Below are 14220 nucleotides of genomic sequence, written 5' to 3'. Positions count from 1 at the left end.
GAAGGCGGCCGTCCGCAGGACAGGCGGAGCGAGCGTGAAGGCGGCCGTCCGTAAGGCGGGCGAAGGATCGCGGCTCAGCCGGCGGGCGGTGCTGCTGGCCGCCGGAGGCGTGCTCGCGGGCTGCTCCTCCCCGCGCTCCGCCGCCGGTGTGACCGACATACGCCTGGCCACCGGACCGGCGGGCGCGGTGTACCGGCGCATCGGCGGGGCGCTGGCCGCGCACATCTCCGAGCAGGTGCCCGGCGCCACGGTGGTCACCGTGCCGAGCGGGGCGTCCACCGACAACATCCAGATGTTACGGGCGGGCGAGGTGCACCTGGGCCTGACCAGCCTCGACGCCCTCATCACGGCCGACGGCAGCGCGCCGCGCGGACTCTCGGCGATCTGCCGCCTGTACGACAGCCACCTGCACCTGGTGGTCATGGCCGGATCGAAGATCGAGAAGTTTCGTGACCTTCAGGGCAAGCGCATCTCTCTCGGCGCCCGCGACTCGGGCACGGAGTTCACCTCGCTGCGGCTGCTGCGGCTCGGCCGGGTGGAGACGGAGAGCCGCAACCTCAGTCAGGCCGAGTCGGCGGCAGCGCTGCGCGACGGCGCGATCGACGCGATGTTCTCCCTGACCGGCGTCCCGACACCGGCCATCACGGAGCTGGCGCAGCAGCACGCGATCCGGCTGATCCCGATGGACGCGCAGGCTGACGGGCTGTTCACGGCGTTCCCCGGCCCGTACGCGCCCGCCATGATCCCGGCGACCGCCTACACGGGTGTCCCTGCCACCCGTACCGTGGCGGTGCCGAACGTGCTGCTCGCCCGTGACGACCTGCCCGCCGACCTGGTGTACGCCATCACCGACACCATCTTCACGCACACCCGCACGATCACCTCGGCCAGCCGCGACGAGGCCGAGGCCGTTCCGGAGGCGTGGCAGATCAACGTGCGCACCGGGATCGCCACCGCCTCGGCCCCGCTGCATCCTGGCGCGGCCGCCTGGTTCAGAGAACGCAAACGCTGACCGTTCAGTGTTGAACGCAAACGCTGACCGTCACCGTTGAACGCGAACGCTGAGGTCAGCTCGGCGCGAGCCACCAGCCACCAGCCTCAGTCCGTTTCGGTCACGACCGGCAGCGCGACGACCGCCGCGAACCCGTGCCCGTCCCCGCCGGGCCGAGGCAGGCCGTCCTCCAGCCGCAGCTCACCCCCGGCAGCCCCCACCAGATCGGCACAGATCGCCAGCCCCAGCCCGGTCCCCGGCACGTTCTGATGCCGCGGCGACCGCCAGAACCGCCGCACCGCCTGAGCCCGTTCCGACACGTCGATCCCCTGACCGTCGTCACGGACGGCGATCTCAACGGCTCCACCGGCGACGCGGGCGCTCACCGCGACCAGCCGCGCGTCCGACAGCCGCAACGCGTTGCTGATCAGCTCGTCCAGGATGCTGCCCAGCCCCCCGGGCGGCTCCAGCAGCCGCAACCCGGCCGGCACCTCGACGGTCAAGGTCTGCCCCGCCGTCGCCGTCAACGCCCGCCACCGCTCCACCCGGGTCGCCAGCACCGCGTCCAGATCCACGGGCGACGCCGTTCTGATGCTCTCCATCCGGGCGCTGGCCTGCAGCGAGTTCAGCATCCGCTGCATCGCCTTGAGCTCGTCCACGGCGACGTCGTACACCAGACGCCCTTCGCCGTTCTGCCGCAGGTGCGGCTCCAGGCTCTCGACGGCCAGCCGGAGGCTGGTCAGCGGGTTGCGCAGCTGGTGCGAGGCGTCCGAGACGAACGCCCGCTGCCGCTGCACGGCGTTCTCGACCGCGTCCATCATGGTGTTGAACGACTCCGCCAGCCGCCGCAGCTCGACCGGGCCCGCCTCGGCGTCGGCTCTGGTGGTGAGGTCGCCCTGGGAGATGCGTGAGCTGGCCGCGTCCAGTTCGCGCACAGGCCGCAGCACCCACGCCGACACCGGCCAGGCCACGGCCGTCAGCGCGACCAGGGGGAGCAGGCCGAGCGCGGCGAGCTGGGCCCACTGGAGGAGGATGCCCTGCCGGGTCTTCGACAGGTCGGAGATGGTCACGACGGCGCCGACGACCTCGCTGTCGCGGCCCACCGGCTCGGCGACCACGAGCGCGGAGTCGTCCCACGGCGTCCAGTCGCCTGACGGCTCCGGCCGCGTCCCGGCCAGCGCCGCGGTCACGATGCGGGGCAGCGCGGGCTCGTTCCTGGCCGCCTTCTGGTACGCGCCGACCGGCCCGATCAGCACCGTGCCCGAGGTGTCGATGACCGCGACGGGGATGCCGTAGAGCTCGTGGTAGCGGGCCAGTTCCCGGTGCAGCGCCTCGGTCCGGCCGGTCGAGAGCGCGGTCTCGGCCAGGGAGGCGAACCTGCCGACGTCGTTGAGCCGGTCGACGTACGTCTCCTGGATCTCCCGCTCGGCCACGCTGACGCTGAGCGGCAGCCCGAGCGCGGCGACGAGCAGCACCGCGAGGGGCACGAGGACGACCAGCAGGCGACGATGCACGGGAGATCAGCCGATCAGCTCCGGATGGTCGGCCAGGAGCCGATATCCGACCCCGTGGATCGTCCGGATGATGACGGCGGGCCCGACCTTGTGGCGTAACGCGGCGATGTGGGTGTCGAGGGTGCGGCTGGAGGATTCCCAGGTCGCGCCCCAGATCTGGTCGAGGATGACGTCGCGGCTCACCACGTTGGGCGCCCGGCGGGCCAGCAGCAGGAGCAGCTCGAACTCCTTGCGGGTCAGCGTCACGGGAGTGTCCTCGACGGTGACCTCGCGCGTGCCGACGCCGATCCGCATCGGGCCGAGGACGAGCGGCTCGTCGGGATGGCTCAGGGCGCGGGCGACCCGGGTGCGCCGCAGGACGGCGTCGATCCTGGCCAGCAGCTCGGGGATGCCGAACGGCTTGACGATGTAGTCGTCGGCGCCGGCGCGCAGGCCGCGGACCCGTTCGTGCTCCTCCGAGCGGGCGGTCACGGCGATGACGGCGGTCTCGGGGCGGTCGCGCAGCTTGCGGATCACGTCGAGCCCGTCGCCGTCGGGCAGGCCCAGGTCGACGAGGACCACGTCGGACGGTGCGGCGCGCACGGCCTCGGCCGCGGTGGCCAGGCGATGGACCTCGAAACCCGCCTGAGCCAGGACCGTGACCAGGCCCCGCGCCACGCGGTCGTCATCCTCGATGATGGTGATCCGCATACCGGATTGTACGACCAGCGTCGCCACCGGCGTTAGCCCCCGAGTTCTTGGGATTTCTCTGACATCTCGCACATTCCTTGGGATTCCTCTGACACCATCCGCGCCCCCGCCATTCGACACTGAGTCGGCGCACTCACCGACAAATGCGCATGCGCTGACGAGGAGGCCGCGACATGAGAACGTTCAGCAGGTACAGGACCGCCACGCGGATGATCACCGCGATCGGTGTGGTCACGCTCGTCGCGGCCTGCTCCGGCAACGGCGGCACGGGTGGGGGCACGACGGCCTCGACCGGCGCCGGCTACCCGGAGCAGAACATCACGTTCGTGGTGCCGTTCAGCGCGGGCGGCCCGACCGACACCGTCACCCGCCTGATCGCCACCCCGATGGCGGCCAAGCTCGGCGGCAAGATCGTCGTGCAGAACGTCGAGGGCGCGGGCGGCACCGTCGGCGCCGGCGAGGTCTCGCGCGCGGACCCCGACGGCTACACCGTGCTGATGCACCACATCGGCATGTCCACGGCGCCCGCGCTCTACCAGAACCTCGGCTACAAGCCGGTCGAGAGCTTCGAGACGATCGGCCTCGTCACCGAGGTGCCGATGACGATCGTCGCGCGCAAGGACTTCGAGCCCAAGACCCTGCAGGAGCTGGTCACCTACGTGAAGGCGAACTCCGGCAAGGTCACGCTGGCCAACGCCGGCATCGGCGCCGCCTCCCACCTGTGTGGCCTGCTCTTCCAGAGCGCCACCGGCGTCAAACTGCAGGAGGTCCCGTACGAGGGCACAGGACCCGCGCTGACCGACCTCGTCGGCGGCCAGGTCGACTTCATGTGCGACCAGACCACCAACACCAGCGGCCAGATCACGGCGGGCGAGGTGAAGGCGTACGCGGTCACCACGCCTGAGCGGGTGAAGAGCCTGCCCGACCTGCCCACCACGACCGAGGGCGGGCTGCCCGACCTCAAGGTCAGTGTCTGGCACGGCCTCTACGCGCCGAAGGGCACGCCGAAGGAGGTCGTCCAGAAGCTGTCCGAGGCGTTGCAGGCGGCGCTGACCGACCAGAAGGTCATCGACCAGATGGCCAAGCTCGGCACCGCCCCGGTCCCGGCCGCGGACGCGACGCCGCAGGCGCACCTGACCAAGCTCCAGGAGCAGCTCGGCACCTGGGCGAAGGTCATCGCCGACGCCGGCGTGAAGGCCTCCTGAGTGGAGCGCCGCCGGTCTCTCCCCGACGTCCTCGCCGGGGGGATCTTCGTCCTGATCGGTGGCGCGTTCGTGGCGGGGTCGCTCGGCTACGAGCTGGGCACCCCGCTGCGGATGGGCCCCGGAGCCTTCCCGCTGCTCGTCGGCCTGATCGTGGCCGGGCTGGGCCTGGCCATCGTGGTCAAGGGCCTCGTCGCCGGCGAGGTGATCACGTTCGGGCCGATCCCGTGGCGGGCGGTCGCCGCCATCACGGTCGCGGTCCTGTTCTTCGGCTTCACCGTACGCGGCCTCGGGTTCGTGCCGACGTCGGCGGTGACGGCCCTGCTCACCACGCTGGCCAGCACGCGCGTACGTCCGCTCATGGCCGTGGCCGTGGCGGCCGGGCTGACCGCGGCCAGCACGCTCATCTTCGTCGTCGGACTCCAGTTGCGGATCCCGCTCGTGGGCCCGTGGCTGGGATTCTGACGCGGCTTCCGGATTGAGGCATGGAACTCCTCGACAACCTCGCCCTGGGCTTCTCCACCGCCCTCCTGGTCCAGAACGTCCTCTACTGCTTCGTGGGAGTGCTGCTCGGCACGGCGGTCGGCGTACTGCCCGGCATCGGCCCGACGGCGACGGTGGCGATGCTGCTGCCGATCACGTTCAGCTTCGAGCCGGTCACCGCGCTGATCATGCTGGCCGGCATCTACTACGGCGCCCAGTACGGCGGCTCGACGACCGCCATCCTGATCAACCTGCCCGGCGAGTCGTCGGCGGCGGTCACCGCGCTCGACGGGCACGAGATGGCCAAGCAGGGCCGGGCCGGCGCGGCGCTGGCCGCCGCCGCGGTCGGGTCCTTCGTCGCGGGCACGATCGCCACCGTCGCGCTCGCCGTCGCCGCCCCGCCGCTGGCCCGCGTCGCGCTGCAGTTCGGGCCGGCCGAGTATTTCGCGCTGGTGCTGCTCGGCCTGATCGTCTCGATCGCGCTGGCCCGCGGCACGGCGCTCAAGGCGCTGGCCATGATCGCGCTCGGCGTCCTGCTCGGCACCGTCGGCCAGGACATCTACACCGGCACCCCCCGCTTCGTGTTCGACCAGCGCGAACTGTACGGCGGCATCGACTTCGTCTCCGTCGCCGTCGGCATGTTCGGGCTGGCCGAGATCCTGCGCAACCTGGAGAACGAGCAGACCCGCACGGCGATTGTGGGCCGGGTGAAGAACCTCTGGCCCACCCGCGAGGACCGGCGCAGGATCATCGGCCCCATCCTGCGGGGCACCGGACTCGGCGCCGCGCTCGGCGTCCTGCCCGGCGGCGGCCACGTGCTCGCCTCGTTCACCTCGTACGCCGTCGAGAAGCGGATCTCGAAGCGGCGGCACGAGTTCGGCAGCGGCGCGATCGAAGGCGTGGCAGGCCCCGAGTCGGCCAACAACGCCGCCGCGCAGACCTCGTTCATCCCGCTGCTCACCCTGGGCCTGCCCGCCCACCCGGTGATGGCGCTGATGGTCGGCGCGTTCATCGTGCACGGCATCACCCCGGGACCGAACGTCATCACCGACGAGCCCGCGCTGTTCTGGGGCCTGATCGCGTCGATGTGGATCGGGAACGTGCTGCTCGTGCTGCTGAACCTGCCGCTGATCGGGATCTGGGTGCGCATGCTGCACATCCCGTACCAGGTGCTGTTCCCGATGATCATCCTGTTCGCGTCGATCGGCACGTACTCGCTGAGCTTCAACGCCTACGACGTCTACGCGATCGTCTTCTTCGGGCTCCTGGGCTACGTGCTGATCAAGTGCGGCTGCGAGCCGGCGCCGCTGCTGCTCGGCTTCGTCCTCGGGCCGCTGCTGGAGGAGAACCTGCGCCGGGCGCTGATCATCTCCCGCGGCGACGCGTCGGTCTTCCTGACCCGGCCGATCTCCGCGGTGCTCCTGGCCCTGACCGTGGCGGCGCTCGTCGTCGCCGTGCTGCCCGCGATCCGCCGGCGCCGCGAGGTCGTCTTCACGGAGGAGGAGTCGTAGTGCTCAACGCCGCCAGACGAACTCCAGCCATGGCGGTGCCACCGCCATGAAATGGTGCCAGCTCCCCGGCTCCGCCTCGGCGTCGCCGTCGTCGACCTCGGCCAGGAAGCGCAGGGTGAAGCCCTCGGCGACCAGGCTGTTGACGATGCGGCTCAGCGTCTGCCGGTATTCCCTGGGCCGCTGCACGGTCCGGCCGCCCGGCTCGCGCTCGTAGACCCAGTCCTGGTCGGGGTAGCTCGTCTCGGCCCCGTCGGTGTAGGGCTGGTCGAGCGGGTAGCCGGCGCCGTTCCAGGCGTGGTGGGTGAGCCCGGAGTAGAACGGGTTGGCGCACATCAGGTAGTAGTGGCCGCCCTCGGCGACCACCCCGGCCACCTCGCGGAAGACCACCCGCGCGTCGGGGACGAAGGTCAGCGAGTACGGATGCCAGACCAGGTCGAACGCGGAGCCGCCGAGGGCCGACAGGTCCCGCATGTCCCCCTGGACGGTACGGACGGCGACGTCGTAGTGGTCGGCCGCCTGGCGGTCGCGTTCGAGCTGGCCCGAGGAGATGTCGAAGACGGTCACGTCGGCGCCGAGCAGGGCGAAGGCGGCGGACTGCTGGCCGCCTCCGCTCGCCAGGCAGAGCACCTTCGCGCCCGCCACGTCGCCGGGCAGGCCGAGTCGTTCGAGGCCGAGATAGGCGCGGGCGCTGTGCTGGTCGAGGTCGAGCATGGGCCTGGTGAACAGGGCGTCCGCCGCGACCAGGGCCTGCCAGCGCTCTTCGTTGTAACGATAGACACCGTCCCGCATGGCCGACAGCGTAGCGATCTTCTTGGTACGCGGTCGAGCGCATTGTTGACAGCCGGGGGCGGGCGCCGCTTCAATGGCCGGGCGTGTCGTGTGACGCCGATCGGGAGGACGTCGGCGGGTGGGCGGCACCGTTCACCAAGGGGATGATCATCGTGGACTCACACGTCACAGGTCGCGCCTGAGCGCTCAGCGCCCGCGCGTCATCCCCGGCTGACCGGCTCCTTGCCGACGCACTGATCAGGTGTCGTCGGCGTACCGATCAGGTCTTGTCGACGTACCGATCAGGTTGGTGCGTGCTGTCCGGGCGATGATGATGCGCCGTTTCCGGCTATAACCGCATTTTCCCGGTTACCGGCTCTTTCACCGCGTCTTCGCGGCGTCCGGTTGTTTCGCCGCGCTCGCGCGGTGCCCGGATTTCGCCGCGTCTTCGCGGCTTCGGCCTTCCCACCGCGAATCTTCGCGGTCATCTCAGCGTGCCCGTGTGCCCCTGCGTGCCTCGGGCGATCAAAGGACCTCCTTCTCATGAACATCACCCACATCCCCGCCACCCCGCAGGAAGCGGACGGCGTCCGTGCCCAGATGGGCGGGCTGTTCTCCGCCCCGCCGTCTCTCGGCGGCGACGCGAGCCTCGACCCCGTGCTGCCGTCCGTCGGCGGCGTGCCCGGCGCCTGGGTCACGGCCGGCGGAGTCACTCCGGAGGCCGGCGTCACCCTGTACGTGCACGGCGGCGGCTTCTCCATGAGCAACCCGCCGATGGAACGGATCATGGCTCACCGCCTGTCCAAGGCCACCGGCCGCCCTGTCTACGCGGTGGACTACCGCCTGGCGCCCGCCCATCCGTACCCGGCCGCGATCGAGGACGTGCTGGCCGCGTACCGGGGGCTGCTCGGGCAGGGGGTGCCGGCCGGCCGGATCCTGCTGGTCGGCGAGTCGGCCGGCGCCACGCTGATCCTCTCGGCCCTGCTGCTGCTCGCCGCCGCCGGGGACCCCATGCCCGGCGGAGCCGTCCCCGTCTCGCCGATCACCGACTTCGCGACCTCGTTCCCCGCGCCGGGCGAGGGCGGCGGGCGCGACTCGATCGACCCGTCCATCATGGAGCCGATCGCCGCCCAGTACCTCGCCGGCGCCCGCCCCGACGAGGCGCCGCAGTCGCCCGCTTACGGCGATCTGCGCGGGCTCGCACCGCTTCTGCTGTCGGTCGGGGGCGACGAGATCCTGTTGCCGGATGTACGCCGCTTCGCCGAGGCGGCGTCGGCGGCGGGAACGCCGGTGGACCTCGACGTGTACGAGGGGATGCCGCATGCCTTCCACGCGGCCGTACTGGTCGCCGAGGGCGAGCACCTGCCCACGACCAGGACCTTCCTGAGCCGGCTGGCCACGTGGGCCGGACGGCGCTGACGTAAAACCTCCGCTGAGCAGGGCGGGCAGGACTGGTTTCCCGGCAGGGTGCTCGCCCCGGACTTGAGACGAGTAGGCTGTCTACATATAGACGTCTTCGACCCACCGGAAAGGGGCATCCCGATGAGTGATGACCAGCACACGGCATCCGTCGTCCCGGCCGTCCGGCTCATCGCCCTGCTCATCGCGGGGATCGTCGTCGGCAACGTGCTCGTCACGCTGCTGATGGACCGGAACCCCGCCCTCGGTGCGGACGAGCTGATCGCCTTCGGCGGCGGCGCCCTGCTGGGGCTCGTCGCCGAGTTCGGCATCTTCCGCCGCAACCGAGGACGGGCCGGTCGTACCCACTGATCGGCCCGCTGACCGGCCCGGCTCAACCGGTCGAACCCGCTGACCGGCCGGAGCGGCGCGGTGTCCGCTTTGGGATGAGTTGGGACGGGTCGGTTCCGCTCTGGGATGAACGGGACCGTCCGCTGTCCGCTCTGGGATGAACGGCCGGGGGCGGGCCGAGCGGGCGGGTTAGCCTCGGATCATGACGTGGGAACCCGCTGCCGAGGGAGTGCTGAGGCTGCCCTCGGGGCGTCTCGTCCGGGGCAGGGGTCTGCGATATCCGCTGCCATCGGGGCCGCTTCCGGCCTTCGCCCTCTACCTGCTGGGCAAGCCGCCGCCACCGGTCGAGTGGGAGCACCGGTGGTTACGCTGGCCCGACTTCTGGCTTCCCGCCGACCGGGCGGCCACCGTCGAGGCCCTGCGCGAGGCGTGGGAGCGGGCCGGGTCCGAGCGCGTCGAGGTCGCCTGCGGCGGCGGGCGCGGCCGCACCGGCACCGCCCTGGCCTGCCTGGCCGTGCTCGACGGCGTGCCCTCTGACCAGGCGGTGGCCTACGTCCGCGAGCACTACGCGAAACACGCCGTCGAGACCCCCTGGCAGCGCCGCTTGGTAGCCCGCTTCGACGCGGGCCGGCCTGACCACCCCTGACCGCCGACCTTCGGCTTACTCCACCGTTCGTAAGATCTGCTCGATCGTGGTGGTGCGTGCGCGAAGTTCCGCCAGGTCGGCGGCTACCCGTTGCTGGGCGTCCATGGTGTTCTCGGCCAACTGCTCGAAGCGCTGCACGAGCCGGCGCAGGTCGTCCGCCTGAGCGGCTTGAAGCTTGGACTTGCGGGACTCGAACAAGCCCACGATGACCACGCTGATGAGGAATGTGACGAGGATCAGCACACCGAGAAAGAAGATCACCTCGGGCCAGGTCATGGGCATCGGGAGGGCTCCTAGCGTCCGGGACCCTCGGCGGGGTCGGGGGTGGTGAGTGTCTTGGCCGCCTCGGCCAGTGTCGACGCGGTCAGGTGCAGGCTGAAGTCGGTGACCTGGTAGTACTTCATGGCCTTGCCGTCGTCCGACAGTTCCAGGCTGCCGGCGATGAGACCGGCGGCCTCCAGCCGGCGCAGGTGCATGTGCAGGAGCGGGCGGCTGATGCCGATCACGCGGGCCAGGTGGCTCACGTAGTCGCGTCCGGCGGCCAGTTGCGCGACGATGCGCAGCCGCAGGGGGTTGGCCAGCGCCGCCAGCATCTCGACCAGGTCGTCACCTGTCGGCCCGGCCTCCGTCATAGCTTCCCATCACGTGTAAGTGCGCTGTTACAGGTGCAACGGTAACACCGGCCGCCGTGCGCCTGCCAGCACGCCGTTTCGCGTTGTGGCTACGCGACCTCGGCCGGTTCTCGCTGCTCGGCCTCCGCCCGTCGGCCGATGAACGGGGTCCTGGTGCCGGCGAAGGTCAGCCCCACCGCCAGGCACACGAGTGGGATCGCCGGGATCACGTACCGGACGTCGAACGCGGCCAGGAACGGCGGCGAGACGGCCAGGGCGAGCGCGGCGACCCCGGGCAGGAGCGCGTCCCACCGTCGCCGGAGCGGCGCCGCCACCAGCGCGCCGACCAGGGCCAGCATGAGCAGTGGGAACGGCACGTACCCGAACCGCTGGTACGCCCGCAGCCACCCGGCGAACGGCTCCACCACCCGCGTCGCGGCCGGCCCGGCCTCGTACGACTCGGCCACGCCGCGGACGGACCCGCTGATGGGCCGCTCCGAGGTGGGCAGCTTGTACGGCGTCTTCTCGTCCACGGCCGTCCGCTCCCAGCGCAGCAGCTGGGTGAGATCCGTCGCGACGGCCCCGAGGTAGCCCCCGGGCTGGGCGAGAATGGCCTGCCTGGCGAACTCGCCGGCCAACTGGTTGCGGTTGGCCGCCCCCGGCACCTTGAGCAAGGGCGAGAAGCTCTCCCACAGCCAGTGCGGCGGATAGGGCCGCTGCGCCACCGGCATATCGGGGCAGAGCACGGCCAGTCGTTCCGGCGGCTTGATCACCGCGCAGTCGGCGAAGCTCATGGTCCTGGACCACAGGAAGTTGCCGTCGGCCTCGGTCAGGCCGAACTTGCCCTTCTCCACCTTCATCCAGGTGGCGTACGCGCCCAGCGGAATCACCCCGGCGACCAGCAGCGCGACGAGGGGGCGCCAGCCGTACCGCCTGATCAGCAGGTAGGCGGCGGTCAGGATGAGCAGCGGCAGGCCGACCGTCCTGGTGATCCCGGCCAGCCCGAGCAGCAGCCCGCCCACGGCCGCCGTGGTCGGCGAGACGCGCCAGACGATGAGTGCGACGGCCGCCGTGACGAGCACGACGAAGACCGCGTCGGCCATGATCATGTGTTCGAGCAGCAGGAGGAACTCGTCGTACAGCAGCGGGGTGACCAGCAGCGCGGCGCCCCAGCCCGGCAGGCCGCGGCGGCGCAGCAGCGCGTACACCGCGACCGCGAGCGCCAGCCCGAGCAGGTGCTGCAGGACCGTGACCAGGGTGAGGCTGTGCGCGGGCCGCAGCACGGCGAGGAGCAGCGAGTATCCGGACGGTCGCGTCGTCCCGGGCGTCAGCTCCTCGCGCAGGAACGCGAAGGAGTCGCCGTAGAAGAGGATGGCGGGAGGGAAACCGAGCACGGCCAGCACGCGCAGCCCGATCGCCGGCAACATGGTGATCATCAGGGCGCGATGGGCCAGCATGATCCGCTTCCTCCGTGTGTCCGAGCCACCACAATAGTGGACATCTCGCTCAGGTAATCGGGCGTTTCACTGCGCCCCTCCGCGACCGCTCACCGCGCCTCGCCACGACCGCCGGGGCGGCCGGCTGCGTGCAATCGCGGCGCGGAGCTTGTCGGAGGCCATTTCCGAATGACATTCTGGAATTGTTGTCGCCCCGTCCCCGTCTCCGGAGGGATGCATGACAGAGCGCCCGACCATCGAGAGGGACGCCCTTCGCCGCAAATACCGCGAAGAGCGCGACAAGCGGCTCCGGCCGGACGGCAACGACCAGTACCTCCGCCTCACCGGCCGCTTCGCCCACTACCTCGACGACCCCTACACCCCGATGACCGAGCGCGACCCCAAGACCGACCACGTGACCGTTGCCTTCATCGGCGGCGGCTTCGCCGGGCTCGTCACCGGAGCCAGGCTGAAGGAGGCCGGCATCGACGACGTGCGCATCGTCGAGAAGGGCGGCGACTTCGGCGGCACCTGGTACTGGAACCGCTACCCCGGCGCCCAGTGCGACACGGCGTCGTTCGTCTACATGCCGCTGCTCGAAGAGACCGGCCACATGCCGACCGAGAAGTACGCGCACGCCCCCGAGATCCTCGAACACTGCCGCCGCATCGGCAAACACTTCGGCCTGTACGACAACGCCCTGTTCCACACCGAAGTCCTGGACCTGACCTGGGACGAGGCCCGCTCCCGCTGGATCATCAGAACCAACCGCGGCGACGCGTTCACCGCCCAGTTCGTCGCCATGGGCATCGGCCCGCTGCACGTGCCGAAACTGCCCGGGATCCCGGGGATCGAGGAGTTCGGCGGCCACTCGTTCCACACCAGCCGCTGGGACTACGACTACACCGGCGGCGACCCCACGGGCGCGCCCATGGACCGGCTGGCGGACAAGCGGGTCGCCGTCATCGGCACCGGCGCCACGGCCGTGCAGTGCGTCCCGCACCTGGCGCGGGCCTGCGCCGAGCTGTACGTCTTCCAGCGCACGCCCTCCTCGGTCGACGTACGCGACAACCGGCCGACCGACCCCGGCTGGTTCGCCACGATCGCCACGCCCGGCTGGCAGCAGCGCTGGCTGGAGAACTTCACCGCGAACCAGACCGGCGGCGCGGCCGACGAGGACCTGGTGATGGACGGCTGGACCGACATCGCCCGCCGCTACCGCTCCAAGATCAGCGCCATCCCGCGAAGTGAGCTCACCCAGGAGAACATGCTGGCCGCGTTCGAGGACTCCGACTTCGAGAAGATGGAGGAGATCCGCGCCCGCGTCGACAGCATCGTGCGTGACCCGGAGACCGCGCGGCGGCTGAAGGCGTGGTACCGCCAGCTCTGCAAGCGGCCCTGCTTCCACGACGAATATCTGCAGGCGTTCAACGTACCCGGCACCCACCTCGTGGACACCGACGGCAAGGGCGTGACCCGGATCACCGAGAAGGGTGTGCTGGCGGCGGGGAAGGAGTACGAGGTCGACTGCGTGATCTACGCCTCCGGCTTCGAGGTCGGCACCGACTACACCCGCCGGGCCGGCTACGACCTGACCGGGCGCGACGGGGTCCTGCTGTCGGAGCGCTGGGAGCGGGGCATGCGCACGCTGCACGGCATCCACGCGCACGGCTTCCCGAACGCCTTCCTCGTGCAGCCGACGCAGGGCGCCAACCTCATCTCCAACATCCCGCACAACCTGACGGAGGCGGGCAGGACCATCGCCGCGACCGTCAAGCACGCGGTCGAGCACGGGTACGCCCAGGTCGAGGCGTCGGCGGAGGCCGAGCAGGGCTGGGTCGAGCTGCTGCTGTCGGGCGCAGGCCGCATGCTCGGCTCCCCCGACTGCACCCCCGGCTACTACAACAACGAGGGACGGGACCTCGGCATGAAGGACCGGCTCAACGTCGGCCACCCGCACGGGGCGGTGGCGTACTTCGCCTTCATCGACCGATGGCGGACGTCGGGTGCGTTCGAGGGCCTGACGTTCCGCACGTAACCACCAAGATCCGGCACCTAGTACCTTCGTCCCCCATGAGCTACGACCTTTACTTCACCCGCCGCGCCCCCGGCCAGTCATGGGACGAGGCGCTGGAGGCCGCCGACGCGCGGGCGGAGCCGCTGCGGCCCGACCTGGAGGCATGGGAGAACATCGTCGGCCGTACCCGCGAGCTGCTGGGCGAGGTGCGCATCGTCGAGTACCCGCCGAACTGGGAGCTCGACCACGAGGACACCGGCATCTCGGTCAATCACTGGGAGGGCGGCTGGGAGATGAGCGTCCCCTACCGGACCCATGGCGAGGAGGCCCGCCGGGTGGTCGGGCTGCTGTACGAGGTGGCGGCCGTGGTGGCGGGCGAGTCGGGGTTCGAGTGCTTCGACCCGCAGCTCGGGCAGCCGGCGGCGGAGGTCGGGGATCTGGGACGCGCGGTGGAGCTGTTCGACGCCGTGGCGGACCGGTACGGCCGCCGGGGCACCGTGACCGCCTGACGACGCGCGGTCCGTACCCGGTGAACGGACGCGACGATCGGGCGTGCTGAACGGGGTGTCGTGAGCGGGCTCGGGTGGGCGAAATGCTCTACC

The 14220-nt window shown here is 70.9% G+C and carries 15 protein-coding genes; 9 read left to right on the top strand and 6 right to left on the bottom strand.

The window, feature by feature from the left end; translation table 11 throughout:
• Positions 1-34 precede the first annotated feature (34 nt).
• Positions 35-1012 carry a TAXI family TRAP transporter solute-binding subunit gene (locus AB0C27_RS07730; protein WP_357839398.1) on the top strand — a complete coding sequence of 326 codons (978 nt, stop codon included), beginning with the start codon at positions 35-37 and terminating at the stop codon, positions 1010-1012.
• An 86-nt stretch (positions 1013-1098) separates the two neighbouring features.
• Here AB0C27_RS07730 and AB0C27_RS07725 read toward each other — a convergent pair whose 3' ends face one another.
• Both AB0C27_RS07725 and AB0C27_RS07720 read right to left on the bottom strand, forming a co-directional pair.
• Positions 1099-2505, bottom strand: coding sequence for a HAMP domain-containing sensor histidine kinase (locus tag AB0C27_RS07725; RefSeq protein WP_357839395.1), 1407 nt, complete (start codon positions 2503-2505; stop codon positions 1099-1101).
• A gap of 6 nt (positions 2506-2511) precedes the next feature.
• Entirely contained in the window at positions 2512-3195 is a 684-nt protein-coding gene (locus AB0C27_RS07720; protein WP_346102073.1) for a response regulator transcription factor, read from the bottom strand.
• 173 nt (positions 3196-3368) lie between these two features.
• Between AB0C27_RS07720 and AB0C27_RS07715 the strand changes: the two genes are divergently transcribed.
• Genes AB0C27_RS07715 through AB0C27_RS07705 form a run of 3 tightly spaced genes read left to right on the top strand, consistent with a single transcriptional unit; the run spans position 3369 to position 6391 of the window.
• Positions 3369-4400 carry a tripartite tricarboxylate transporter substrate-binding protein gene (locus AB0C27_RS07715; protein ID WP_357839392.1) on the top strand — a complete coding sequence of 344 codons (1032 nt, stop codon included), beginning with the start codon at positions 3369-3371 and terminating at the stop codon, positions 4398-4400.
• Complete coding sequence (locus tag AB0C27_RS07710; RefSeq protein ID WP_357839389.1) at positions 4401-4862, top strand: tripartite tricarboxylate transporter TctB family protein; 462 nt, start codon at positions 4401-4403, stop codon at positions 4860-4862.
• Between the two features lie 20 nt (positions 4863-4882).
• A complete protein-coding gene (locus AB0C27_RS07705; RefSeq protein ID WP_357839386.1) occupies positions 4883-6391 on the top strand; it encodes a tripartite tricarboxylate transporter permease in 1509 nt (502 codons plus the stop codon).
• A gap of 3 nt (positions 6392-6394) precedes the next feature.
• Here AB0C27_RS07705 and AB0C27_RS07700 read toward each other — a convergent pair whose 3' ends face one another.
• A complete protein-coding gene (locus tag AB0C27_RS07700; protein ID WP_357839382.1) occupies positions 6395-7180 on the bottom strand; it encodes a class I SAM-dependent methyltransferase in 786 nt (261 codons plus the stop codon).
• 522 nt (positions 7181-7702) lie between these two features.
• Here AB0C27_RS07700 and AB0C27_RS07695 point away from each other — a divergent pair.
• The 3 genes from AB0C27_RS07695 to AB0C27_RS07685 all read left to right on the top strand — a co-directional run bounded on the left by AB0C27_RS07695 (position 7703) and on the right by AB0C27_RS07685 (position 9554).
• Positions 7703-8578, top strand: a complete 876-nt coding sequence (locus AB0C27_RS07695) for an alpha/beta hydrolase (RefSeq protein ID WP_357839379.1) — start codon at positions 7703-7705, stop codon at positions 8576-8578.
• Positions 8579-8701: 123 nt separating this feature from the next.
• Complete coding sequence (locus AB0C27_RS07690) at positions 8702-8929, top strand: hypothetical protein (RefSeq protein ID WP_357839376.1); 228 nt, start codon at positions 8702-8704, stop codon at positions 8927-8929.
• 181 nt (positions 8930-9110) lie between these two features.
• Complete coding sequence (locus AB0C27_RS07685) at positions 9111-9554, top strand: protein-tyrosine phosphatase family protein (RefSeq protein ID WP_357839374.1); 444 nt, start codon at positions 9111-9113, stop codon at positions 9552-9554.
• Between the two features lie 15 nt (positions 9555-9569).
• On the opposite strand, the gene AB0C27_RS07680 is transcribed toward AB0C27_RS07685, so the two are convergent.
• The 3 genes from AB0C27_RS07680 to AB0C27_RS07670 all read right to left on the bottom strand — a co-directional run bounded on the left by AB0C27_RS07680 (position 9570) and on the right by AB0C27_RS07670 (position 11622).
• Positions 9570-9836: a hypothetical protein gene (locus tag AB0C27_RS07680; protein WP_357839371.1), complete on the bottom strand. Its 267-nt coding sequence runs from the start codon at positions 9834-9836 to the stop codon at positions 9570-9572.
• 11 nt (positions 9837-9847) lie between these two features.
• The gene (locus tag AB0C27_RS07675) at positions 9848-10186 is read right to left on the bottom strand and encodes a winged helix-turn-helix domain-containing protein (RefSeq protein ID WP_357839368.1); all 339 of its coding nucleotides are present in this window, start codon (positions 10184-10186) and stop codon (positions 9848-9850) included.
• A gap of 89 nt (positions 10187-10275) precedes the next feature.
• Positions 10276-11622 (bottom strand): hypothetical protein, encoded by a 1347-nt coding sequence (locus AB0C27_RS07670; RefSeq protein ID WP_357839365.1) that lies wholly within the window; start codon positions 11620-11622, stop codon positions 10276-10278.
• A 217-nt stretch (positions 11623-11839) separates the two neighbouring features.
• On the opposite strand from AB0C27_RS07670, the gene AB0C27_RS07665 reads away from it, so the two are divergent.
• Together AB0C27_RS07665 and AB0C27_RS07660 are read left to right on the top strand one after the other, a co-directional pair.
• The gene (locus AB0C27_RS07665; protein WP_357839362.1) at positions 11840-13639 is read left to right on the top strand and encodes an NAD(P)/FAD-dependent oxidoreductase; all 1800 of its coding nucleotides are present in this window, start codon (positions 11840-11842) and stop codon (positions 13637-13639) included.
• A 35-nt stretch (positions 13640-13674) separates the two neighbouring features.
• Positions 13675-14127 carry a hypothetical protein gene (locus AB0C27_RS07660; protein ID WP_357839359.1) on the top strand — a complete coding sequence of 151 codons (453 nt, stop codon included), beginning with the start codon at positions 13675-13677 and terminating at the stop codon, positions 14125-14127.
• Positions 14128-14220 lie beyond the last annotated feature (93 nt).

Source organism: Nonomuraea sp. NPDC048882, from assembly GCF_040649755.1.
Lineage (GTDB): Bacteria > Actinomycetota > Actinomycetes > Streptosporangiales > Streptosporangiaceae > Nonomuraea > Nonomuraea maheshkhaliensis.
The sequence above is the reverse complement of the archived record's forward strand: the minus strand, read 5'-3'. Positions and strand labels throughout refer to the sequence as shown.

Coding starts and splice junctions, on each gene's coding strand:
- AB0C27_RS07705 (WP_357839386.1), top strand. CDS start 4,883: ATGGAACTCCTCGACAACCTCGCCCTGGGCTTCTCCACCGCCCTCCTG.
- AB0C27_RS07670 (WP_357839365.1), bottom strand. CDS start 11,622: ATGCTGGCCCATCGCGCCCTGATGATCACCATGTTGCCGGCGATCGGG.
- AB0C27_RS07700 (WP_357839382.1), bottom strand. CDS start 7,180: ATGCGGGACGGTGTCTATCGTTACAACGAAGAGCGCTGGCAGGCCCTG.
- AB0C27_RS07680 (WP_357839371.1), bottom strand. CDS start 9,836: ATGCCCATGACCTGGCCCGAGGTGATCTTCTTTCTCGGTGTGCTGATC.
- AB0C27_RS07660 (WP_357839359.1), top strand. CDS start 13,675: ATGAGCTACGACCTTTACTTCACCCGCCGCGCCCCCGGCCAGTCATGG.
- AB0C27_RS07720 (WP_346102073.1), bottom strand. CDS start 3,195: ATGCGGATCACCATCATCGAGGATGACGACCGCGTGGCGCGGGGCCTG.
- AB0C27_RS07685 (WP_357839374.1), top strand. CDS start 9,111: ATGACGTGGGAACCCGCTGCCGAGGGAGTGCTGAGGCTGCCCTCGGGG.
- AB0C27_RS07695 (WP_357839379.1), top strand. CDS start 7,703: ATGAACATCACCCACATCCCCGCCACCCCGCAGGAAGCGGACGGCGTC.
- AB0C27_RS07690 (WP_357839376.1), top strand. CDS start 8,702: ATGAGTGATGACCAGCACACGGCATCCGTCGTCCCGGCCGTCCGGCTC.
- AB0C27_RS07675 (WP_357839368.1), bottom strand. CDS start 10,186: ATGACGGAGGCCGGGCCGACAGGTGACGACCTGGTCGAGATGCTGGCG.
- AB0C27_RS07665 (WP_357839362.1), top strand. CDS start 11,840: ATGACAGAGCGCCCGACCATCGAGAGGGACGCCCTTCGCCGCAAATAC.
- AB0C27_RS07715 (WP_357839392.1), top strand. CDS start 3,369: ATGAGAACGTTCAGCAGGTACAGGACCGCCACGCGGATGATCACCGCG.